The organism is Pigmentiphaga soli (genome assembly GCF_039541095.1).
In the GTDB taxonomy this organism is placed as follows: Bacteria; Pseudomonadota; Gammaproteobacteria; order Burkholderiales; family Burkholderiaceae_B; genus Pigmentiphaga; species Pigmentiphaga soli.
In genome coordinates this window covers 142,319-160,564 of record NZ_BAABFO010000001.1, presented here as the reverse complement: position 1 = coordinate 160,564, position 18,246 = coordinate 142,319, and the positions used below count along the sequence as shown (strand labels likewise).

38 protein-coding genes are annotated in these 18,246 nt (G+C 64.4%); 13 read left to right on the top strand and 25 right to left on the bottom strand.

The window, feature by feature from the left end:
- The first annotated feature begins 2 nt into the window (after positions 1–2).
- The 3 genes from ABD927_RS00890 (at position 3) to ABD927_RS00880 (ending at position 2,768) form a co-directional block, all read left to right on the top strand.
- On the top strand, positions 3–893 hold the full coding sequence (locus ABD927_RS00890; protein ID WP_345245359.1) for an amidohydrolase family protein: 891 nt from the start codon (positions 3–5) through the stop codon (positions 891–893).
- Positions 894–963: 70 nt separating this feature from the next.
- Positions 964–1,941, top strand: a complete 978-nt coding sequence (locus ABD927_RS00885) for a tripartite tricarboxylate transporter substrate binding protein (RefSeq protein WP_345245357.1) — start codon at positions 964–966, stop codon at positions 1,939–1,941.
- Positions 1,899–2,768 (top strand): alpha/beta fold hydrolase, encoded by an 870-nt coding sequence (locus ABD927_RS00880; protein WP_345245355.1) that lies wholly within the window; start codon positions 1,899–1,901, stop codon positions 2,766–2,768. The genes ABD927_RS00885 and ABD927_RS00880 overlap by 43 nt, the downstream gene beginning before the upstream one ends.
- 150 nt (positions 2,769–2,918) lie before the next feature.
- Here ABD927_RS00880 and ABD927_RS00875 read toward each other — a convergent pair whose 3' ends face one another.
- The 22 genes from ABD927_RS00875 to ABD927_RS00770 all read right to left on the bottom strand — a co-directional run bounded on the left by ABD927_RS00875 (position 2,919) and on the right by ABD927_RS00770 (position 13,183).
- Complete coding sequence (locus tag ABD927_RS00875) at positions 2,919–3,155, bottom strand: helix-turn-helix transcriptional regulator (RefSeq protein ID WP_345245353.1); 237 nt, start codon at positions 3,153–3,155, stop codon at positions 2,919–2,921.
- Entirely contained in the window at positions 3,155–3,382 is a 228-nt protein-coding gene (locus ABD927_RS00870; protein WP_345245351.1) for a hypothetical protein, read from the bottom strand. The genes ABD927_RS00875 and ABD927_RS00870 overlap by 1 nt, the downstream gene beginning before the upstream one ends.
- Positions 3,382–3,522 (bottom strand): hypothetical protein, encoded by a 141-nt coding sequence (locus ABD927_RS00865; protein WP_345245349.1) that lies wholly within the window; start codon positions 3,520–3,522, stop codon positions 3,382–3,384. The genes ABD927_RS00870 and ABD927_RS00865 overlap by 1 nt, the downstream gene beginning before the upstream one ends.
- Positions 3,512–4,186: a hypothetical protein gene (locus ABD927_RS00860; protein ID WP_345245347.1), complete on the bottom strand. Its 675-nt coding sequence runs from the start codon at positions 4,184–4,186 to the stop codon at positions 3,512–3,514. Before ABD927_RS00860 ends, ABD927_RS00865 begins: the two co-directional genes overlap by 11 nt.
- A gap of 156 nt (positions 4,187–4,342) precedes the next feature.
- Positions 4,343–4,552, bottom strand: a complete 210-nt coding sequence (locus ABD927_RS00855; protein WP_345245345.1) for a hypothetical protein — start codon at positions 4,550–4,552, stop codon at positions 4,343–4,345.
- Positions 4,549–4,887 carry a phiTE_015 family protein gene (locus tag ABD927_RS00850; RefSeq protein WP_345245343.1) on the bottom strand — a complete coding sequence of 113 codons (339 nt, stop codon included), beginning with the start codon at positions 4,885–4,887 and terminating at the stop codon, positions 4,549–4,551. Before ABD927_RS00850 ends, ABD927_RS00855 begins: the two co-directional genes overlap by 4 nt.
- Positions 4,877–5,467 (bottom strand): hypothetical protein, encoded by a 591-nt coding sequence (locus tag ABD927_RS00845; protein ID WP_345245341.1) that lies wholly within the window; start codon positions 5,465–5,467, stop codon positions 4,877–4,879. The genes ABD927_RS00850 and ABD927_RS00845 overlap by 11 nt, the downstream gene beginning before the upstream one ends.
- A complete protein-coding gene (locus ABD927_RS00840) occupies positions 5,457–5,618 on the bottom strand; it encodes a hypothetical protein (RefSeq protein WP_345245339.1) in 162 nt (53 codons plus the stop codon). The genes ABD927_RS00845 and ABD927_RS00840 overlap by 11 nt, the downstream gene beginning before the upstream one ends.
- Positions 5,611–5,970, bottom strand: a complete 360-nt coding sequence (locus tag ABD927_RS00835; protein WP_345245337.1) for a hypothetical protein — start codon at positions 5,968–5,970, stop codon at positions 5,611–5,613. Before ABD927_RS00835 ends, ABD927_RS00840 begins: the two co-directional genes overlap by 8 nt.
- Before the next feature lie 59 nt (positions 5,971–6,029).
- On the bottom strand, positions 6,030–6,737 hold the full coding sequence (locus tag ABD927_RS00830; RefSeq protein WP_345245335.1) for a hypothetical protein: 708 nt from the start codon (positions 6,735–6,737) through the stop codon (positions 6,030–6,032).
- A 309-nt stretch (positions 6,738–7,046) separates the two neighbouring features.
- On the bottom strand, positions 7,047–7,382 hold the full coding sequence (locus ABD927_RS00825; protein WP_345245333.1) for a hypothetical protein: 336 nt from the start codon (positions 7,380–7,382) through the stop codon (positions 7,047–7,049).
- Between the two features lie 25 nt (positions 7,383–7,407).
- The gene (locus tag ABD927_RS00820) at positions 7,408–7,911 is read right to left on the bottom strand and encodes a siphovirus Gp157 family protein (protein WP_345245331.1); all 504 of its coding nucleotides are present in this window, start codon (positions 7,909–7,911) and stop codon (positions 7,408–7,410) included.
- Positions 7,908–8,330 carry a recombination protein NinB gene (locus ABD927_RS00815; protein WP_345245329.1) on the bottom strand — a complete coding sequence of 141 codons (423 nt, stop codon included), beginning with the start codon at positions 8,328–8,330 and terminating at the stop codon, positions 7,908–7,910. Before ABD927_RS00815 ends, ABD927_RS00820 begins: the two co-directional genes overlap by 4 nt.
- A 2-nt stretch (positions 8,331–8,332) precedes the next feature.
- Complete coding sequence (locus ABD927_RS00810) at positions 8,333–8,947, bottom strand: hypothetical protein (protein WP_345245327.1); 615 nt, start codon at positions 8,945–8,947, stop codon at positions 8,333–8,335.
- Between the two features lie 10 nt (positions 8,948–8,957).
- Complete coding sequence (locus ABD927_RS00805; protein WP_345245325.1) at positions 8,958–9,608, bottom strand: DEAD/DEAH box helicase family protein; 651 nt, start codon at positions 9,606–9,608, stop codon at positions 8,958–8,960.
- A 99-nt stretch (positions 9,609–9,707) separates the two neighbouring features.
- Complete coding sequence (locus tag ABD927_RS00800; RefSeq protein ID WP_345245323.1) at positions 9,708–9,965, bottom strand: hypothetical protein; 258 nt, start codon at positions 9,963–9,965, stop codon at positions 9,708–9,710.
- Positions 9,956–10,159, bottom strand: coding sequence for a hypothetical protein (locus tag ABD927_RS00795; protein WP_345245321.1), 204 nt, complete (start codon positions 10,157–10,159; stop codon positions 9,956–9,958). The genes ABD927_RS00800 and ABD927_RS00795 overlap by 10 nt, the downstream gene beginning before the upstream one ends.
- Positions 10,156–10,596: a hypothetical protein gene (locus tag ABD927_RS00790; protein ID WP_345245319.1), complete on the bottom strand. Its 441-nt coding sequence runs from the start codon at positions 10,594–10,596 to the stop codon at positions 10,156–10,158. Before ABD927_RS00790 ends, ABD927_RS00795 begins: the two co-directional genes overlap by 4 nt.
- The gene (locus ABD927_RS00785; protein WP_345245317.1) at positions 10,593–10,835 is read right to left on the bottom strand and encodes a hypothetical protein; all 243 of its coding nucleotides are present in this window, start codon (positions 10,833–10,835) and stop codon (positions 10,593–10,595) included. The genes ABD927_RS00790 and ABD927_RS00785 overlap by 4 nt, the downstream gene beginning before the upstream one ends.
- A gap of 186 nt (positions 10,836–11,021) precedes the next feature.
- Positions 11,022–11,459, bottom strand: a complete 438-nt coding sequence (locus ABD927_RS00780; protein WP_345245315.1) for a hypothetical protein — start codon at positions 11,457–11,459, stop codon at positions 11,022–11,024.
- A 588-nt stretch (positions 11,460–12,047) separates the two neighbouring features.
- Positions 12,048–12,707 carry a hypothetical protein gene (locus ABD927_RS00775; protein ID WP_345245313.1) on the bottom strand — a complete coding sequence of 220 codons (660 nt, stop codon included), beginning with the start codon at positions 12,705–12,707 and terminating at the stop codon, positions 12,048–12,050.
- An 86-nt stretch (positions 12,708–12,793) separates the two neighbouring features.
- Positions 12,794–13,183, bottom strand: coding sequence for a helix-turn-helix transcriptional regulator (locus ABD927_RS00770; protein ID WP_345245312.1), 390 nt, complete (start codon positions 13,181–13,183; stop codon positions 12,794–12,796).
- Between the two features lie 104 nt (positions 13,184–13,287).
- On the opposite strand from ABD927_RS00770, the gene ABD927_RS00765 reads away from it, so the two are divergent.
- Together ABD927_RS00765 and ABD927_RS00760 are read left to right on the top strand one after the other, a co-directional pair.
- Positions 13,288–13,542 carry a transcriptional regulator gene (locus tag ABD927_RS00765; RefSeq protein ID WP_345245310.1) on the top strand — a complete coding sequence of 85 codons (255 nt, stop codon included), beginning with the start codon at positions 13,288–13,290 and terminating at the stop codon, positions 13,540–13,542.
- On the top strand, positions 13,543–13,815 hold the full coding sequence (locus ABD927_RS00760; RefSeq protein WP_345245308.1) for a hypothetical protein: 273 nt from the start codon (positions 13,543–13,545) through the stop codon (positions 13,813–13,815).
- A gap of 149 nt (positions 13,816–13,964) precedes the next feature.
- On the opposite strand, the gene ABD927_RS00755 is transcribed toward ABD927_RS00760, so the two are convergent.
- Positions 13,965–14,267 carry a hypothetical protein gene (locus ABD927_RS00755; protein WP_345245306.1) on the bottom strand — a complete coding sequence of 101 codons (303 nt, stop codon included), beginning with the start codon at positions 14,265–14,267 and terminating at the stop codon, positions 13,965–13,967.
- A gap of 96 nt (positions 14,268–14,363) precedes the next feature.
- On the opposite strand from ABD927_RS00755, the gene ABD927_RS00750 reads away from it, so the two are divergent.
- The 8 genes from ABD927_RS00750 to ABD927_RS00715 are packed head-to-tail and all read left to right on the top strand — an operon-like array spanning position 14,364 to position 17,560.
- Entirely contained in the window at positions 14,364–14,492 is a 129-nt protein-coding gene (locus ABD927_RS00750; RefSeq protein WP_345245304.1) for a hypothetical protein, read from the top strand.
- A 5-nt stretch (positions 14,493–14,497) separates the two neighbouring features.
- Entirely contained in the window at positions 14,498–14,815 is a 318-nt protein-coding gene (locus tag ABD927_RS00745) for a CII family transcriptional regulator (RefSeq protein WP_345245302.1), read from the top strand.
- Positions 14,812–15,021, top strand: coding sequence for a hypothetical protein (locus tag ABD927_RS00740; RefSeq protein ID WP_345245300.1), 210 nt, complete (start codon positions 14,812–14,814; stop codon positions 15,019–15,021). The genes ABD927_RS00745 and ABD927_RS00740 overlap by 4 nt, the downstream gene beginning before the upstream one ends.
- Positions 15,018–15,218, top strand: a complete 201-nt coding sequence (locus ABD927_RS00735; RefSeq protein ID WP_345245298.1) for a hypothetical protein — start codon at positions 15,018–15,020, stop codon at positions 15,216–15,218. Before ABD927_RS00740 ends, ABD927_RS00735 begins: the two co-directional genes overlap by 4 nt.
- A complete protein-coding gene (locus tag ABD927_RS00730) occupies positions 15,215–15,376 on the top strand; it encodes a hypothetical protein (RefSeq protein WP_345245296.1) in 162 nt (53 codons plus the stop codon). The genes ABD927_RS00735 and ABD927_RS00730 overlap by 4 nt, the downstream gene beginning before the upstream one ends.
- Entirely contained in the window at positions 15,373–16,167 is a 795-nt protein-coding gene (locus ABD927_RS00725; protein ID WP_345245294.1) for a YdaU family protein, read from the top strand. The genes ABD927_RS00730 and ABD927_RS00725 overlap by 4 nt, the downstream gene beginning before the upstream one ends.
- Complete coding sequence (locus tag ABD927_RS00720) at positions 16,164–16,532, top strand: hypothetical protein (protein WP_345245292.1); 369 nt, start codon at positions 16,164–16,166, stop codon at positions 16,530–16,532. Before ABD927_RS00725 ends, ABD927_RS00720 begins: the two co-directional genes overlap by 4 nt.
- Positions 16,529–17,560 (top strand): AAA family ATPase, encoded by a 1,032-nt coding sequence (locus ABD927_RS00715; protein ID WP_345245290.1) that lies wholly within the window; start codon positions 16,529–16,531, stop codon positions 17,558–17,560. Before ABD927_RS00720 ends, ABD927_RS00715 begins: the two co-directional genes overlap by 4 nt.
- A 4-nt stretch (positions 17,561–17,564) precedes the next feature.
- Here the strand turns inward: ABD927_RS00715 and ABD927_RS00710 are convergent, their stop codons facing one another.
- On the bottom strand, positions 17,565–17,786 hold the full coding sequence (locus tag ABD927_RS00710) for a helix-turn-helix domain-containing protein (RefSeq protein WP_345245288.1): 222 nt from the start codon (positions 17,784–17,786) through the stop codon (positions 17,565–17,567).
- On the bottom strand, positions 17,773–18,237 hold the full coding sequence (locus ABD927_RS00705; RefSeq protein ID WP_345245286.1) for an AcrIF11 family anti-CRISPR ADP-ribosyltransferase: 465 nt from the start codon (positions 18,235–18,237) through the stop codon (positions 17,773–17,775). The genes ABD927_RS00710 and ABD927_RS00705 overlap by 14 nt, the downstream gene beginning before the upstream one ends.
- Positions 18,238–18,246: the final 9 nt, after the last annotated feature.

Genomic DNA, 18,246 nt, shown 5'->3' with positions numbered 1-18,246 from the left:
CCATGACGAACGCGCTCGAGCCCTCTTCGCAATACGCCGCAGCCGATGCGGCCTCGCAAGCCGATCGGACCGCGCCCGGTCAGGCGCCGGCGCCTTGGCAGCATGCGCCGGTCTGGGATTGCCACGTGCACGTATTCGACGCCGCCGAGCCGGTCCTCCCCGGGCACTACGGGGTCACGACGAACAGCATCCAGACGCTGCAGGCCATCGCCGGCCGACACCATGTCGGGCATCTCGTACTGGTACAGCCCAGCGTGTACGGCGGCAACCATCGGCTGCTGCTCGATGCGCTGGAGCAATCCGGCGGCCGCCACCGCGGCGTCATCGTTGCCGCGCCCGGCCTGTCGGCCGGAACGTTGGACCACATGCACGAACTGGGCGTGCGCGGCGTGCGCGTGAACCTCGTCTCGCCGGTTGGCAACGAATGGCGTCCGGTCGAATCCATGCTGCCCCATCTGCGGCGGCTGGGCTGGCATGTGGAGTGGTATGCGAAGCCCGAACACCTTCCCACCGTCATCCGCCTCCACGACGCGTGGCAGGTGCCTTGCGTGCTGGCTCATCTGGCCGGCCTGACCGCCCGCGACTGCGCCGACGCGCCGCTGTGGCGGCACATGGACGCGCTCGCCGCGCTGGGGGCCTGGATCAAGATATCGGCCATGTACCGCCTGGACGCCGAACCGCCCTACCGCGAACTGGACCCCTTGCTGCGGCGGCTGGGCGCCTTGTTCGAGGGCAGGCTGGTATGGGGATCGGACTGGCCGCACACCAGCCTGCCCGGCGATCGCAAGCCTCCGTATGCCGATCTCTGGACCGCGGTGCAGAGAGTATTGCCCGACCAGTTGCAAGCGATTCTTGCCGTGAACCCCCTGCGTTTGTACTGCGCCGGCGCATAGCCGGACGGCGCCGGGAAGCCCGCGTCCGCGCGGCCGCCTTTCGATCAGACAACGAGATAAAGAGACAACCATGCAAAGACGCCAATTCATCGCCCTCCCGGCCCTGGCAGGATCGGCCGTCGCTCCCAATGCCCGGGCGCTCGACAGCGGCAAGTACCCGTCCAGGGCGATCCGGGTGGTGGTGCCCTTTCCCGCCGGCGGCGGCACCGATGCGCTCGCGCGCGCCGTGGGCCAGCGCCTGTCCTCGGAAATCGGCCAGCCCGTCGTGATCGACAACAAGCCCGGGGCCAACGGCATCATCGGCACCGACCTCGTCGCCAAGTCCGCGCCCGACGGCTACACCCTGCTGCTGACCATCGCCTCGCATACGATCGCGCCGGCCATCTACAAGAAGCTGCCCTACGACACCGACAAGGACTTCGCGCCGATCTCGCTGCTGGCCAAGTACCCCTACCTGATCACGGTGCCCATCGACCTGCCGGTGAATACCTTTGCCGAATTCATCCGCTATGCCAAGGCCAATCCCGGCAAGGTGAGCTACGCCTCGTCGGGCACCGGCAGCGGCCCGCATCTGGGCATGGAATTGCTGAGCTCGATGGCCGGCATCGAGATGGTCCACGTGCCCTACAAGGGCGCGGCGCCGGCCAACAACGATCTGGCGGGCGGCCAGGTGCAGTGCATGCTGAACAACCTGCTGGCGGCGGCCGCCATGCTGCGGGCAAAGAAGATCAAGGTTCTGGCCGTGACCACCTCGACCCGCTCGCCGGCCTTGCCCGACGTGCCGACGGTGGCCGAATCGGGCTACCCCGGCTACGAGGTGGTCGGCTGGTACGGACTGTTCGCCCCGGCCGGCACGCCCGCCGCCACGCTGTCCTTCCTTCACGCGTCCGCCACCAAGGCGATCAACGTGCCCGAAGTGACCGACAGGCTGAGCGGCGACGGCGCCATCCTGGTGGCCAGCACCCCCAAGGAATTCGCCGACTTCGTCGCCGCCGACAAGGCCAAGTGGGCCGCGGTGGCCAAGAAAGCCAACATCAGCGTGGATTGAACATGCCCTACTTTCCCGTTTCGCCGGAACTGCGCATCCACTACCGGGTGGACGACTTCACCGACCCCTGGCTGGATCGCCCTTACCTGATCCTGCAGCACGGCAACGGGCGCAGCGGCAATTTCTGGTATCGCTGGATACCCCGGCTGGCGACGCACTTCAAGGTCGTCCGCCCCGACATGCGCGGCGTCGGCCGCTCCGATCCGGTCGATGACCCCGAAAGCCAGATTTCGATCGAAGCCTGCGTGGCCGACCTGGCCGGGCTGATCGACAGCCTGACCGACCGGCCCGTGTACTTCTGCGGCGAATCCATGGGCGGGATCCTGGGCATACTGATGGCCTCGCTGCACCCGGAAAAGATCCGCGCGCTGGCGCTGGTGGCCACGCCGGCCTTCATCAACGATTCGATGAAGACACGCTATGCGCTGGGCCATGGCTCTCGGCTCGACGCCATGCGAAAGATGGGAATCCGGCAATGGGTACGCGAAACCAGCATCCTGACGCGGTTTCCGCCCGACAGCGATCCGCGCCTGCTCGACTGGTACGTGGACGAATTCGCGAAGGGAACGCCGGAGGTGCTGGTCAGATATTCCGACCTTGTCAGTTCCGCCAGCGCGGTCGATCATTTGGGCGGGATCCGTTGCCCGGTGCTGTCGCTATTTCCGAAGAACGGGCAAATCACCGACGATGCGCAGGTGCGCCTTTTCCGCGAGCATGTTCCCCATGCGGACGTTCGGTATGTGGATAGCGAATATCACATGATCCATCTGACGCATGCCCAGGAATGCGCGGGGGCGGTGCGGGATTTTTTTCTGGCCGCCGGCTAGGCGCGACGCGGTCCTAGCCGCCGCGAAGGATGTCGACCAGCAACTGCAGGAATTGCAGCACCGCATTCCAGGGATTTTCCATAGCGGCCGTGCCGAGAAATCCGTATCAGCGCCAATGGTGCCCGAGGCCGGACACCCAAGGCCGAGCGTTCATGCGCCCTGCGGGCTGGCGTGGCGTAATTTCGGCGTGCGGCGTCCGTCCGGGGCTTGCCGCTGGGCCTCGATCCACTCGGCCACCTCGGGGCGGTCGAAGAGGATGCGGTTGCCAATGCGGAAGGGGCGCGGGAAGTCCGGCCGGCGCACTACCCTATCTCTCACGTGGTCAGGATTCAAGCCGCCCAGCATGTCCGCGACGGCGCGGATGTCGATCAGGTCTCGTTGGGACATCACTTCCCTCCCTCTTGCTGCTGGCGGGTAGCCGGCGGTGCTGGCAGAGGCATCCAATGCGTTGCCCGCCCGTGACGCCAGCCGCCGCGATCGCTACCGGCATAGTTGGCCTCGATTTTCCATTCGCCGGACCACTCATCCCACCAGGCCAGCAGGACAGGCGTATCGAGCGGACAATCGACCTCGGCGTCTTCCTCGATGGGCATCCATTGGTTGGTATCGGCCATCACCCCTCCCGCCCGGCGTTGGACTGCTGGTCTCTGGGCGGAACCTCGTATGCTTCACACGCCGCCACCCAGCCGGCGATGAAGCCGATGCCGCCAGCCAGAACGAGAGCCAGAATCAACCAAAATAGATCAAGCTGCATGGTCGCTCCCGGTGTTGGACTGCATGGCGGCGTCGATGGCGGCGTCGATGCGATCCGGATTTTGGTGCCACAGGTCCAGCCACTCGGGAATTTCCCGATCCCGCAGCCACCGATACCGCGCCGCATCCAGCGCATCTCCATCGGCGGCCGGTACCTGGGCGGCATATCCGACATCCACCCACTCATTGCGCTCCCGCCGCAACTCGTCGATGGCCTCGATGATCGGCACCGCGCCGCCCTCGTTGGGGTCGATGCCCAGGTGTTCTGCAATCGCCGCGAGGTCGAGTATGGCCGCCTTGAGAATCGCCTTGTCGATCTGATCGTTCGTCGGCTCTTCCTGCGGTGCCTGGGTAGCGCGTTCTTTCAGCAGCGCCACTCGCACGTTCCGCGCCATCCCGAGCGCGGTATCGAGGTCCGCTTTTTCCGGGTGGTCGCTCTCCAGCACCCGGCAGATGAATGCCATCTCGTAGTGCGGAAAATCGGGTGATGCGGCCGGTGCCTGCCCGCTGGCCGGCGCTGGCGGGGTGGGAGCGGCGGCGAGCACGTCCTCGATGATGTGCCCTATGGTGCCCACACGAACGCCGTCCTGCCGTTCTATGGCGGCTACCCACTCAGGAGTGGGGCTGGTCGGCACCAGCCGCCATTCCTTTCCGTTAATCAGCATGTGATACGGCTCCCATAGATTTCAATCGTGTAACCGCACACTGGACAAACATGGCGGTAGCCTTTGCCCGGAGGGATGTAGATGTGCGTGGGCGGCGCATGGAACGGACTGTTGCAGGTTTGCCTAAACGGGAGATCGAAAAACCCTGGTTGCTTTTCATTCGGTTTCATGGCTCGCTCCCGACTCTAGAGAAAGCGGTAGATCATCCCACGTCGAATATCCGGCTGATTTCCTCCATTGACCCTCTTTGAGGCCGTCCAAGAAAAGTTTCACCGCTCGCTCCTTGTAATAAATAGGTGGTTGGCTGTGTCCGTGAAATCCGGCCTGAATGCCCTTGCGAAAGGGCGACATCCAAAGCTTTCTCATGGCTGGCTCTCTCCTTGGGTGGTGAGGGCGCGCCGGGCGACAAGCTCATAGTCGCCTTCGGGCAGGTCAACGTGCGACGTGTCCAGGTCCACGCTGGCGCGGCCTTTGCCCTTGACGGTGACGCGGCCGATTACAACCGGGCGCGGCCGCGCATCGTCTCCAGCCTGCGGCGCGGCAGGGGCTGCCAGTGCGGCGCGGGCACACCAGACCTTCCACCAGTCGTAGAGCGTCCAGTCGGTGTAAAACCCGTACTTATCGCGAGTAGTTGGGAGGCTGCTGCTGGAACTGACCCACGCCTCGAACGCCTCCCGCTCTTGGTTCAGGTCATTCGCCATGGCTGTTCCCCTTGAGAGCGCGGATGCCCTCAGCAATATCGTTGGCTATCCATGTCGAATTGACGCGCGCGGCCTTGTCGTCCGCGATTTTGGCTGCTTCCTCCAGCGCCGCATCGCGGATCGCCTGGGTGTCTACGGTTCCAGGGCAGGCATCACCGCTATTGCGCCACCATAGGCATTTCTCGTGGGGGATCGCCTGGGCGTCGACCGGCATCGCTGCACCTGTCGGCGTAACACGCAGCGCATCAAGCTCCCGCTCCGCCTGCGCCAGCGACGCTTTCAACAACGCGACGTGCGCGCGCAGGCCTTCGATTTCGTCGGACGGCGGAGCGGCAGCCTGGCCGCGCAGCGCAGCGATTGCAGCATCGAGCGCATCCAGCTTCTGCAGCCCGTCGTCGAGGTGATGCCGGTCCATATCGACGCCGAGGCGCAGATCTCGCAGTGCCGCGATGTGCTGCTGCACGCCATCAACCGAGGCGGCACTCTGCCCGCCGGGCGGCTTCCCCGCCTGCCGGCACAACATCTCATCCATCTCCTGCTCCTCCCTGAACGTCACGAGAATGTCGGGTTCACGTTGCATGTTCTATCTCCTGCGCGGCCAGCTTCACGGCCGCGCGCCATTGGCTCATCGACCACCGCTGCGCCAGCAACTGCGACACGGTGGGGTCTTGGGCCTGCAGCACGCGGCGGGCGTCGGCCAGGCAGGCGGTGGGGATGTAGGTTTCAGGCATGGGCCTCCGCCCTCTTCATCGCCTTCAACACCTGCATCGACGCATACAGCCGCGTCACATCGAGCTTGCCGATCAGACCGTCGATGGCGTTCACGCCGGCGCGGATCCGCTCCAACAGGTCGGACGCAGGCACCTGGCCCGCCTCGACGGCCGCCTGCGACGCGATCAGCGCGCTAGCACCGCCTGAGATAACCGCCGCCACATCCGACCGCCGCGCATCGTTGCGCAGGTCCACCTGCAGCAGGTTAAATACCTCGGCCAGAGCGTCGAACGCCTCAATGCTGGGCGCCGTCTCCAGGCCACACAGGGCAACGTGAGCGACCATGCCGAACTCGTCGCGCAACTTGGCCATCACGGGCAGCCGGCCGACTGGCCTGGTGCGGTGGGGGATGTGGGGCGGGCGGGGCATGATCAGGCCGGCTCCAGCGCTTCGTCCGCCTCGCCATCCGCACCACGCGCAAGATCGCTGCCGGCGAAGGGGTCATCATCGACCGGCGGCGGGTCGGACGGGTCGGCCGGCGCCGCACCGTTTTGCGGGAACGGCCATTGCGCATCCGCCTCGGCCTTCGTCTTGCCCTTGCGGGCGCGCTTTTTCGGCTGGCCGCTCTCGTCCAGCAGTTGGCCCTGGGCCGGCTCCGGGCAATGCGTCGAGATCGCAGTTTCATGACCTAGGGTGAGCGCAAGGCTTCCGATCTGCGGGCCAGTGAATTTGCCCCACACACGGAAACCCACGAGCACGGTGCCGCCTTCCTGCGGATCGAGCGTGAACTTGTCGATCTGCGTGTCTTCGGACACCGGTTCGGTGCTCACGCCGTTGCTCTCGCCCACGCCGTAGTGCAGCGTGAAGTGCGCGCCGGTGACCTTCTTGCTGACATGTTGCTTGCCCAGCTCGGGAAAGCGAAGGCTGTCGCCGTCGTCGCTGCCGTCGATGTCTTGCTGCGCGCCGCTCTTGTAGAGGAACGTGCGCAGCTCGGGCGAGATCATGGCGAGCGCGGCCGCACTCATGCGGCACAGAAACGACAGGTACACGTCTGGCAAACCGCGTTCGTCCTTCAGCTCTTCGCGCAGCTTGATGCCGACCAGCTGAGCTGGTTGGTGATCGAGGTTGAATGCCTGCATGGTTGCTCCATGATGGTTGATGGTCCTGGCCTTTCTCTTCGCCAGGGCGGAAGTGACAGCAGATGGCTACGAAATTTTCCGGCTTACGCTTTCGGCCTTCGACTTAGCCCAGCACGGCCAGCGCCAGGGACCAATGCACCATCAAGGGAGGCGCCTTCCCGAGCAGTCCCGGTCATATACGTTTCCCGGCTTGCTTGATCGACGCTAAGGCGCCTCCCTTGATGGCCCCGGCATTGCCCGGCCAGGACGGGTATGGGTGGGCACGCCGCTGGTGATGCCTCCATGGTTGCGCGGCGTGCCCGGGGGAGATCAATTCAGCAGCGCGTCGAAGATCTTCCGGCGCTCGTAGCTGCGCTCCATCTTCTCGGTCACCGACGCCACCAGCGATTCGCCGAGCGCCTTTGCAATGCCCTGAGCGATGCTCGGGACAGCAGACAAGATGCCAGCCTTCGACTCGGTCAGCGTGGCCATGATGTCGGGGACAAGGTTTTCGTTGATCCAGTCTGTGACAGCCTTTTGGACGGACGCATGCACGGCTACCTTGGCCTGATAAACGGCCTGCTCGGCAATTTCCTTGCGCAGGCCGGCCAGCACATCGGGCATGGCATCTTGTACGGCCCGGTCAATCTGTTCTTTCGTGAACATCGTTGGCTCCTGTGGTGGGAAAGGGTCAGCGAACGGCCAGCCGCACGCCCTGGCGCAATTTCGCGCCAGGCACGTCGTAGCCATCTTTGAGGGCCTGCAGAATCAGCTTCTTGTCGATCTGCGGAGGCGGAGGCGGCGGGCTGGTGAAGTAGTCTTTCGGCACCATTCGCTCATCCTCGATTTCGACCGCGGGCGGGTTCTTGGCGATGCTCAACACGAACCATGGGCATTCGATCTTCTGGATGCGGTTGTCCTGCATGGCCTGCAGCACGTAGGCCTTGATGCGTTCGGCACGCGCCTCCACGGCCTTGCGGCGCTTGGCCATCTCGGCCTCCGCTTCCTTGATCGACTCGGCCAGCTTTTCCAGATGCCGGCTGAACGCCACGACGTTCTGCGCCTTCACCTCCAGTTCGCCGCCCAGGCTCTCCAGCGTGTCGGCGATCACGTCATCCGGCAGGTCCAGCTCGGCTAGCTTTTCCAGGTCGCCGCGGTACTCCGCGGCCAGGGCGTACAGGCTGATATTGCTCATGACAATTCAATCCCCAGTTCGGAGGCGGCATACGCCTCGATGTTGGTTAGGTATTGCGCGAACTCGCCAACGTTCAGGTCGCCGGTCGACATAACCAAGCGCCGAGAGCCATCGGGCAAGATCGCCCACTTCTTCGTGCCGGTCGCCGTTTCGTCGGGCAGCAGCCGTTCCTTGAAATACTCGTGCCACGCTTCGGCGCCGTACTGCCGGCCACCCACCCACGCCTGTTCGGCGATCTGGCCCAGGCGCACCCACATCAGCGCGTTCTGCTCGGTGCGCCGCCTCTCCCGGTGCTCGTAGACACGCACCGCTAAGGGCTTGCCGTCGGCAGCCATGGCGCGCCAGTTCGCCTTGAGCAAGCTGTACAGGGCCTGAGCTTGAGTATCGGTGCGGAGGATGAAGAGGCGCGCCAGGGTCATGGTCAGAACGGGATGTCGTCGTCCACGTCGGCGAAGCCGCTTTGGCCGCTGCTGGCGGCCCGGGCCGGAGCGGACTCTCCGCCGGTATATGGCCGGTCCCGCAGCGCCAGCACCATCTGCGCGAGCTTGGCCGGCGTTCCCCTTCGCTCCAGAATTTCGGACGCGACCAGCTCGGTATCGGCGTTGAAAGCGCCCGCCATGTTGGGGCGCCACTTGCCGGGCTTGTACTCTTCCATCGAGAAAAGCAGCCCGATAGGCTTGCCCAGCAGCTCGGGGAACTGCGGAACATGGGTGTCGACTTCCTTGCCGGCGTCGTAGTCGTAGACCTTGGCGGGGACCGTCTTCGGGTCCGCCAGCTCGCGCAGGCTTAAGCACGTCATGATGGCCATCAACTGCTTGTAGCCGTAGATCTGCTTGCCGTCGGCCTTGAGCGTATAGATCGAAAACCGCGCGCGCTGGCCGGAAGTGGCCACGAAGTCGAATTCGATACCCTGCGTGCCGCTCTCGGCCACGATGTGCTGTGCCCGGGTGAACTTGCCCTTGTACTTCCCCTTCTCGGCGATGCGGCCGCCGGTAGATTCAGCGCCGCGCGCGGCTTCGGTGTCGAGCTTGTACATGTGATAGTCCTCAGGCGGATTCGGTGAGCGCGTAGTAGTTGAAAATCGCCGCATCGACTGCGGCCAGGTCGTTATCAATGAAGTCGGCGTCGAAGAGACCCATCGGCGTCTTCGTGGTATCGGAGCCGTTGTTGCGCGTGGCGAACAGATACTGCCCATCGGTGACGGTGGTGCGCAGCACGATGGTTACCATGCCCTCGAGAGTGATCTTCTCGTCGAGCATCTTTCCGATGGTCTTGATCTTGGTGCGCCCGCTGTCGCTGGTTTCGGTGTGCGAGAGGATGTAGACGCGCACGTCATCCGGCAGTCGCGCCGCCTCGGTGAGAATGTCCCAGGCGTTCTTGCCGATCTCGGTGAACTTTTCGAATCCCTTCTCGGCACTGCGGCGCATGAATTCGTTTGCCATCACGTACTGGAAGTCGTCCAGCACGATGATCTTGCGCTGGGTCTTCTTCATGGCGCCGACGATGACGGCCGCCTGATCACGCACGAGAATGCTGCCGCCAGGGTTATCCTTCGTCGCCATCTTCCAGCCGGGCGCTTTGAACGGCAGCGGCTTCTTGATCGCTTGAATCAACAGCGTGTGCTCGGGGTCCAGGTTGCGCAGGCTCGTGGACTTGCCGGTCCCGGACTCGCCCAAAATCATCGTCACAATGCTCATCGGTTGCTCCTGATCGCTGAATGGTTGCTTCGGTACGCCCGCGCGCTCCGCGCAGGCAGGGATCGGGGAAATTGGGCAGGTAGTAGTCTTCGGGGCGCATCACATCGCCCCTACCGGAGAGTCGAAGACGGGCAGCACCAGCGCCGACCCGTCGGGATTGACGCGCACGCACCACAGCGCACCATCGTGGTCCTTGGCGACCAGTGCGCGGCGGCCGCACTGGATGACGGCGACCTTCTCGGCGCGGGCCTCGTCGGCCACCAGCAGCAGGACATCGCGCCGGCCGACGTATTGGCCCCAGGCAAAGATTCCGGCGCAGATCGCAGCGGGCAGGAGGATGGTGGCGATCAGGCGCATACGGGCACCTCGATCTTCTGGCCGGTCATCAGCCGCACGGCCTCGTCGACTTCCTCCGGCGTCCACTCGACGTCGGCCGGGCAGCCGCTGGCGGACACGTAAGCGATCGGCGCACGCCGGCCGTCTTCGGTCTCGGCGACGATGTCGTAGCCGTAGACCGGATCGTTGATGCAGCGTTGGGCGGTGAGCTTCATGCCGCGTCTCCATCGCTACGTACTTCGAACCGCTTCGGCACGTTGCACTCGGACTCCAGCGCATCGACATTGATTTGCGCGGCCATCTCGATTGCGTGTTGCACCATCTGGCGAGCCACGTCAGCGATCACGGCATCCGAAGCGCGGCCGGCCACCAGGCGGAACAGCTGCGCGAGCGCAATGGCCGCCGGCGTATCCTCGCGGCCGGTCACAACGTCTTCCATGAGGGCGCCGGCGGCACCGTGGTCGTAGCCGCTGGGGGACAGCGCGCGGCCGTCTTCGGCTTGCAGAGCGCGGCAGATGCGCACCCGTTCACGCGCCAGGTAGAAGCGGCGCGTGGCCGCCGCGATCTCGGCTCGGTCAGCAAGCTGCATGACGGTGGGCTCGGGCGTGCGCGGGTACAGATCGGCGATGGCGATGTGGTCGGGGGCGTTCATGCGGCCTCCATCGGCGCGGAAACGCGATGAACAGTCAGGTCACCGTGCGGCAGACCGGCGCGTTCCATCGCGTCGATGTATTCGGCCTGCGCGGCGTCGCGGTCGGCGGCGTGGATGGTGGCCTGGCGGAAGAAGTCGCGGCCGGTGTCGGTGATGCGGTAGGTGCGCTTGAGCGCGGTGGCGCGGCGCTGGGCTGCCAGCGCGTCCATCTGGATCTTCAACTCATCCGGGTAATCCACGATTCGCTCTCCCCCGCCCGTCTCCCCAACCGCGGCGCGGTGGGTGGGCGTTGGGATAGATTTTCTATACTTCAATGGCACATGTCAAGCAAATCTATACGTAGAGGTCAGAGATCCTATACTTGCCCCGGATGCAGCCCAACAAAAAGCCCTCCGAAGAGGGCTGGTGGTGAGCGATGCGGTCTACTACTTGGGTGCGGTCTGCGAAGGCGCTGCGGGAGCTGGCGACGCGCCGGCCGCCGGCTGCGGCACCTGGATGATGATGGGCGCAGGTTGCGCGGCAGCTGGTTGGGCCGGGGTCTGCGCGGCCGTATCGCGGCCGCTATCGAACGACGAGACCATCAGCGCCAAGGCGGCGAAGATCGAGCCCACAATGACAGCCGTAGCGCCCCACACAGTCGTCTTGATGCTGCCCAGACGTCTGAATTCTCCATGCACGTTCTGGAACTCGCCAGCTATCTGAGCCTGGAAGGCCTTGATATCACCACGCAGTTCGGTGTTCTCATGGCGAATTCCTGCGACAGCATCGCCAATGGTCTTCTCGAACGCAATGAAGCGCGCATCAGCGCGCGCCTCGGATGCGGCGATGCGGGCCTCGAACTCTTCGCGGGTTGGGGTGCTCATAGGATCATCATCATAGCGCATGGTCGTGGACGCAAGGGGGCTCGCCCCTCCGGCACGCGACTCGTAATGAGCAACATTTTCCACCTGAATTAAGTGCAGCGCTGGACGCCCAGCGCCGATGTATTCCGCGGAGCCCATGGCTATGCCTTTGCCGGCTTATTTCTTTTCCAGATCGCTAAGGCATTCGCAGCATGGGATCTGATGTAGCCGCAATGACTGCATACCACAGATATTAATGGTGCCAGCGGCGGCGGCATACTAAATGAATTATTCTTGTTTAAGCCAATGAGCCCGAAGACATAATCTGGTGCCATAGCCACTTCCCATTTATTAGTGCCACAGGCTGGACACGGATGATTTTTTACGCGCTCTGTAAGGAATTGAACTATCTCATCCTGTGTAATACCGGCAATTTCTTCAAGAGTGGGTGGCGATACATTTTCTGGCATCTGAGTTCCAAAATTTAATCAACATAAGCGCGCTTGCGCTACCACTTCGAAGCTCTCTTTCCCCGCCGCCACGCCCACGGCGCCACGGGCTGGGGGCGGCTCCAGATGGCGGTGTGCATGGCCACCGCGTAGCGGCCTGTCAACGGGTTGTGCAGGTGGTATAACCGCCGAACGATGGGCCACATGTTGTCGTTCTCACCGCCGGCGTCGGAATGATGTACGGCTGAACTGGCTGAAATACCGGCGCGGGCGCGGGCATCGGTGTAGGAGGCCGAGCAGCCAACCCCTGCAAGACGGCATTTCGACGGGCCTCATCGGCCGCCTGGGCACGCTGCCGCGCCTCTTGGGCGAGCGCATTGGCCTGGGTCTTCATATCGCTATAAAGGGATGCTCTTTGGGTGTTGAACGAGCCGAACGTAATTCTCCCCGCCCACAGTTCAGCCATTGCCGCCTTAGTTTTTTGTACATATTCGTCGTAGAGCGTAGCCGCCTGATCGCCATAATATTTTCCAATCAGCGTCTGCTGCATCATTCGGCACCGCATTTGGGCACTATTAAGAGCGGATAAAGCGCGTTGCTGCGCTTCATCTGGAGTGCGGGTATCTGAAAGCTGCTCGAGCGACGATTGATCAGCCTGAATAGGAATAAAGCCAACCAAGGGTTGAACGGCAGGAAGCCGAACGACGGCTTCGCATTCTGCTGCAACAGCATCGCTATCCTGGCGGAATTGCTCGGCTAGCTTTTGGCGCTGCATGTCCGCGCATCCGGGCAGCAGCAAGATCGCAGCAACCAGAAACATCCAACGCATTTCGTTACCTCCCCGGTTTTTTTAAGGGGAACGCTCCAAAAATCACGTTCCCCTGTCGATATGTCGTCCGCCGCGGATTACTGGGCGCCGGCGGCGGCCGCCCCCTTTTTCAGCACGTCGAATCCGTTGAAGCCGGCCGCGGCGATGAATCCGCCCTCGAGCCTCTGGAGATCTCCCGGATTCTTGGCTACCGCTCTGATCTTCGCTTCGTCGATGTTGGGGAACGGCCACGGTTCGGCGTTAACCGCGCTGTTGCCCGTCTTCGTGTCCACCCCACCCAGCCCTGGTAGCGGCACGCTCCACCGCGACAACTCGGCCATCTTGAGCATCTGCGAATAGCTCGGCTCGTGGCGGCCATTCTCCCAACCCGACACATTGCCCTTGGTGACACCCAACTCTTCCCCCAGCCGGGTTTGCGTCATCCCGGCGGCCTCTCGCGCGGCCTTCACCCACTCTTTCAGATCCATGCACCGAGTGTAAAGAGGGCCTAAACACGCCGGGTGCATATTTTCTTGACCTCCTTTGTACAGAAATTCTATACTTCGCCGCATTGGGATCTCCGGGCGAAGACATGGAGCAAGAACATCCGATTGATCGTGCGGCCGGCATCGTAGGTTCGGCCGTAGCGCTGGCCACGATCTTGGGCGTCAGCAAGGCCGCGTTGAGCCAGTGGAAACTCCCTGGACGCAAGGTGCCAGCCGAGCATTGCCCGGCTATCGAGCGGGCGACCGCGCGCGCCGTGCAATGCGAAGAGCTCCGTCCCGATATTGACTGGGCCTATCTGCGCTTGCATGTCGCCCCCACCGCGGAGCAGGAGGTGGCGTAGATGGCCTACGACTTCTCGGGCCTGACGCCCACGCAACAGGCACTGCTGACGTTCGGCGGCTGGGACCTCACCAGTTCTCGGCCGCAACCCAGCCGCCGCAGCGTAGCCAAGCTGATCGAGCGCGGCCTGGTCGTCGAGACCGAGGCCCAGCAGCGCGTGCACAACGACCGGTTCACCTTGACCGTGCGCACCTACGTCGTGCCCCTCGATGTCCACATCGCTTGGTGCGAGCGATGCAGCCGGCGCAAACAAGAGGAGCCGAGCCATGCGTGACCTCATCCCCGGATATCCCGGCATGGACGAGTCGCCGCACCTGGCCGAAGAACTGGCCAAGTACGGGCGCCATCTGGAGCACACGAGCTGCTGCGCGGTCCACAACGCCCCGGCGTACATGCCGGGGCCGTGCGACTGCGGCGCGGAGGCTAAAGCTGCGCGTAGATCTGCTGCATGGCCGGGTCGCGTCGCTTGTAGCCTGGCCGCGGCCCTGGGAAGGTGGATCCGGTTTCGTGCGAAAGCTGGATGCCCTGACGCTGCATCAGCTTCCAGCCCGTCGGCTGTCCATGCGCGCTGCCGCCAGACACCTGCCAGCAGCGAAGAATCGGCTCGCCAGCGGTTGACTGGCCGTATGCGTGAGGCTCGATGCGACGCACATAGCCGTCGTACCGGACGTCCAGGACAAGGCGGTCGCGTATGGCCCTGAGCAATTGTTCGTGCGAAATGATCATTGGGGGCTCCCTCCACAAGGGCTACGGGTTGGTTTCTGGCGATCCCAATCGTAGTCCCGGGGCGGAGCCTCCGCCATATTCCCAGGAGGCTCCGCGATGAATCCCTATGACGAATCGGCCGGTGACGGCTTCGGCATCGCGCTGGCGTGCGCGGCTGGGCTGCTCGGGATGGTGGCGCTGGCCGTGGGCATTCTCGTGGGCGCCGCGGCGCTCTTTGGTGGGTAGAGGTCATGGAAGAAGTATCCCAACAGAGCCACGCAAGCACCCGCACAACCGGTGAACGCATGCGGACCGAAGTCGGGGACCGCGTTGCAGCCGTCACCCAGGTGCGTGCAGCCGAATTGCTCGGCGTTTCACCCAGCACCGTGAGCCGCATCGTCTCGGATGACCTTGGGGGAGTGTGCAATCTGCTGGCGGCGCTGGGCTACCAACTCGCGCCAGCCGACGCCGTGGTGACCAGTCAGGAAGAGTTGCTCATGTACAAGAAGATGACGGTCAAGTACCTCATGGCCGACATCGAGTATCACCAGAGGGAGATGCGGCGATGAACAACACACTCTCGCGCCTCGCTGGCCAACTGTGCGCGCAGCCGGCATTCCAGCGCTGGCTGGGCGCCACGACGTCAGAGCAGGCCGCCGAGGCCGTGCGCGCCCGCTGCGGCATCCAGAGCCGGCGCGAGCTTGATACTAATCCCGATGCGGCGCGCAGGTTTCATGCGATTCGGCGGGGGTTTGCGTATGGGGAAGGGGAATGACCTGCACCCGCTGCACCCCGTCCACCTTTGACCTGGCCTGCGTCGACTGCGGCGTGCGGCTCATCCAGTCCGCGCGGTCGGCGGGCGATCCCAAGACCGCCAGGCGGCAGCAGGAGGCGCATTTGGCGCACATCGAGCACCTGGCCGGGCGCGAGGTCCGCGATGCAGTCGTGGCGCGGCTGAGGGAGGGGGCGTGAGCACGAAGACCACCCCTGCCCAGCGGCAGGCTCGCAACATCCTCTGGCAGGCCGCTGGCCGCCAGGCACAACAGGTCGCGCAGCTGCGGCATCCGGGCGCTAAACGGCTCCAGGTGCGGCTGCTGCTGGCGACGATTAGGGAGGCGATGCGGCGGTGAACTACTACAAGCGCCATCTGGGCGACTATGCCGCCGCGACCCGCCACCTCTCGATGATCGAGCACGGCGCCTATACGCTATTGCTTGACGTCTACTACGTGCAGGAGAGGCCACTCCCCGCCGACGAGCGCGCTATCTGGCGCCTTGTCGCCGCACGCAGCAAGGACGAACGCGAGGCCGTCAGCGTGGTGCTGCAGGAATTCTTCGTCCTGGCCGAGGACGGCTGGCATCAGCCCCGGTGTGATGAAGAGATCAGCAAGAAGCAGGTCAAGGCGGAACAAAACAGGGAAATTGGAAAGCGCGGCGGGCGCCCGAAAAAAGAAACCCAAGCGGAGGCAGGAAAAAACCCAAACGGTTTCCATGAAGAAACCGAAACGGTTTCAGAAAAAAACCCAAGCCATAAGCCATTAGCCAATAACCAAGAAAACATCTCTCCCCAAACCCCTCCCGCAGGTTCGGAACACCCGGACTCCGGCCCAGACCCAGCGCGAGTCGATCCGCCTGCGGCGCTGCCGTCGGGAACGCCCTACGGCGCGATGTCGGGGGCATTGCGCAAGGTCGGGGTGACCGTCACCGGCAGCAACCCGATTTTGCAGGCCTGGGTGGCAGACGGCTACCTGCCTGCCGACCTGCTGGAGGCGGTGGAGATCGCCAGGGTGCACAAGCCGGCGCCGGAGCCGATCGCCGCGGGCTACGTCGACAAGGTGCTGCGCGGCCAAGCCAACGGCAAGCCCTCGGCGCGCGGCAAGCCCGCCAAGGGCGATGTCGACGAGTACGGGATTCCGCTGTGAACGGCCACCGCTCCCTGCTCGCGATGCGCCAGCGCGGCTACAAGCCCGTCCACGTCTTCGCCAACGTGCTGGACCACCCTGCCGAACACGGCCGATGGATGAACGCCGAACTCGCGCTGGAATTCGGCGGCCATGGCGACCTCGACATCGAGCCCGAGGACGACATCCCGAACCTCGACCTGCGCTGCGTGCTGGGCACCATCGTCCACGTTACCGGCAACGACTATGCCCGCTGCCTCGACCTGCTGGACCACCTCACCGAGTTCGAGCCGGCGCAGATCGTTTGCTGCCGTCCTCACCCACCCAAGGCCATCCTGCGCTGGACACCCGCCGCTGGCCTCGAAGAACTGGAGATCCCCGCATGAGCGCCAACCCTGCCAACCCTGCCAACGTCGTGCCGATGATCGTGCCCGATGACGTCGACTTCAAGCGCTACATGCGCGAGTCCGAGCATCGCGCGAAGGTCCGGCCGGCGGCCAACTGGCGCAGCGCCCTGGAGCGCCTGTGCGACGAGCCGCACCGCGTCACTGGCGCCAAGCTGCCCTGGTCCTGCACCCACGACAACGTGCGATTCCGCCCGGGCGAGGTAACCCTGTGGGCCGGCGAAAACGGCTCCGGCAAAAGCCAGCTGCTGGGCTTCGTCACGCTCGCCCTGGCCGCGCAGAACGAGCGCACCTGCATCGCCTCGTTCGAAATGGCCCCGATTGCCACCCTGTCGCGCATGCTGCGCCAGGCGGCCACCACCGACAAGCCGTCGCGGGAATTCGCCGGCCGCTTCGCCAGCTGGACCACCGGCCGGCTCTGGATCTACGACCACCGCGGCCGCGTGCTGCCGCAGCAGCTCTACGCCGTGCTGCGGTACTGCGCCGACCAGTTGCAGATGCGCCACGTCATCATCGACAGCCTGATGAAATGCGTGGGCGGCGAGGACGACTACAACGGCCAGAAGGATTTCGTGCACGCCCTGACCGTGCTGGCGGCCGACCTGCAGATGCACATCCATCTCGTGCACCACGTGCGCAAGGGCGACGATGACCGCGAGGACAAGCCCCGCGGCAAGAACGCGATCAAGGGCTCGGGCTCGATCGTCGATCAGGTCGACCAGGCCATCATCGTCTGGCGCAACCGGCCCAAGGAACGCGCCGTGCAGCAGGCCCTGCACCGCGGCAAGGATGTCGATGTCGAGACGGCCAAGAAACCCGATACGCTACTGCTGGTCGAGAAGAACCGGCATGGCGAGTGGGAAGGTCGGGTGCCGCTCTGGTACCTGCCGGAGAGCCTGCAGTACGTCGCGGCGCCGTTCGGGCGGCCCATCGAGCTGGTGGGGATGCTGGATGCGCCGGAACCGTCGGTGGGCGAGCTGATCGCCGGGGATGACGAGGTGGAGGCGTGATGCCCTATTCGGCCGCCACGCGCTCGATGAGCTGCAACTCCGCTTGCCCGGTCTTGAGCAGGAAAAGCTCCCACATCGCCGGGTGCATCGCGCGCGTGCCCCATTCCCAGCGCTGCCATGACGTGAGGGTGGCATGCACGAGGGCGCCGGCCTGCGTCTGCGTGAGCCCGGCCTGCGTGCGGGCCGTCAGCACTTGCTCGGGGCTCGGAGTTTCAACCTTGCTCATCGGCCATCCTGATCGCCGCGCCCGGCAGCACAAGGTACGTCGTGCCGTGCTCGTCCGACATTTCGACCGCGGCATAGCCCAGCGCGCGCGCCACCACACCGCGCAGCCGCTGCGCTTCCCAGCCTGCTTCGCCGGCATCGTCCACGCGCAGGATCCGGGCATCGTCGCCATCGGCCTGCGCGTCTTCGATGACCAGTTCCCAAGCCCGGTCCAGGTCATCGGCGTCGACCCAGTGCGCGGCATTACGCAGGGCAGCCAGCACCGTGTCGTAGTCGAGCTCGTAGCTCAACGCGTGCTGCGTCAGCACCCGGGCATCGTCGATCTCCATCACGTGCAGCACGTCGCCGTGAGAAAGCGCGGCTTTCCGGCTCGGCGTGGCGAACAAACCGCCGAACACGCCATCGGCCCGGATTTCAGTGATCGGTGCGGAACTGCCGTGGAAGACGTTCATGTCATGGGC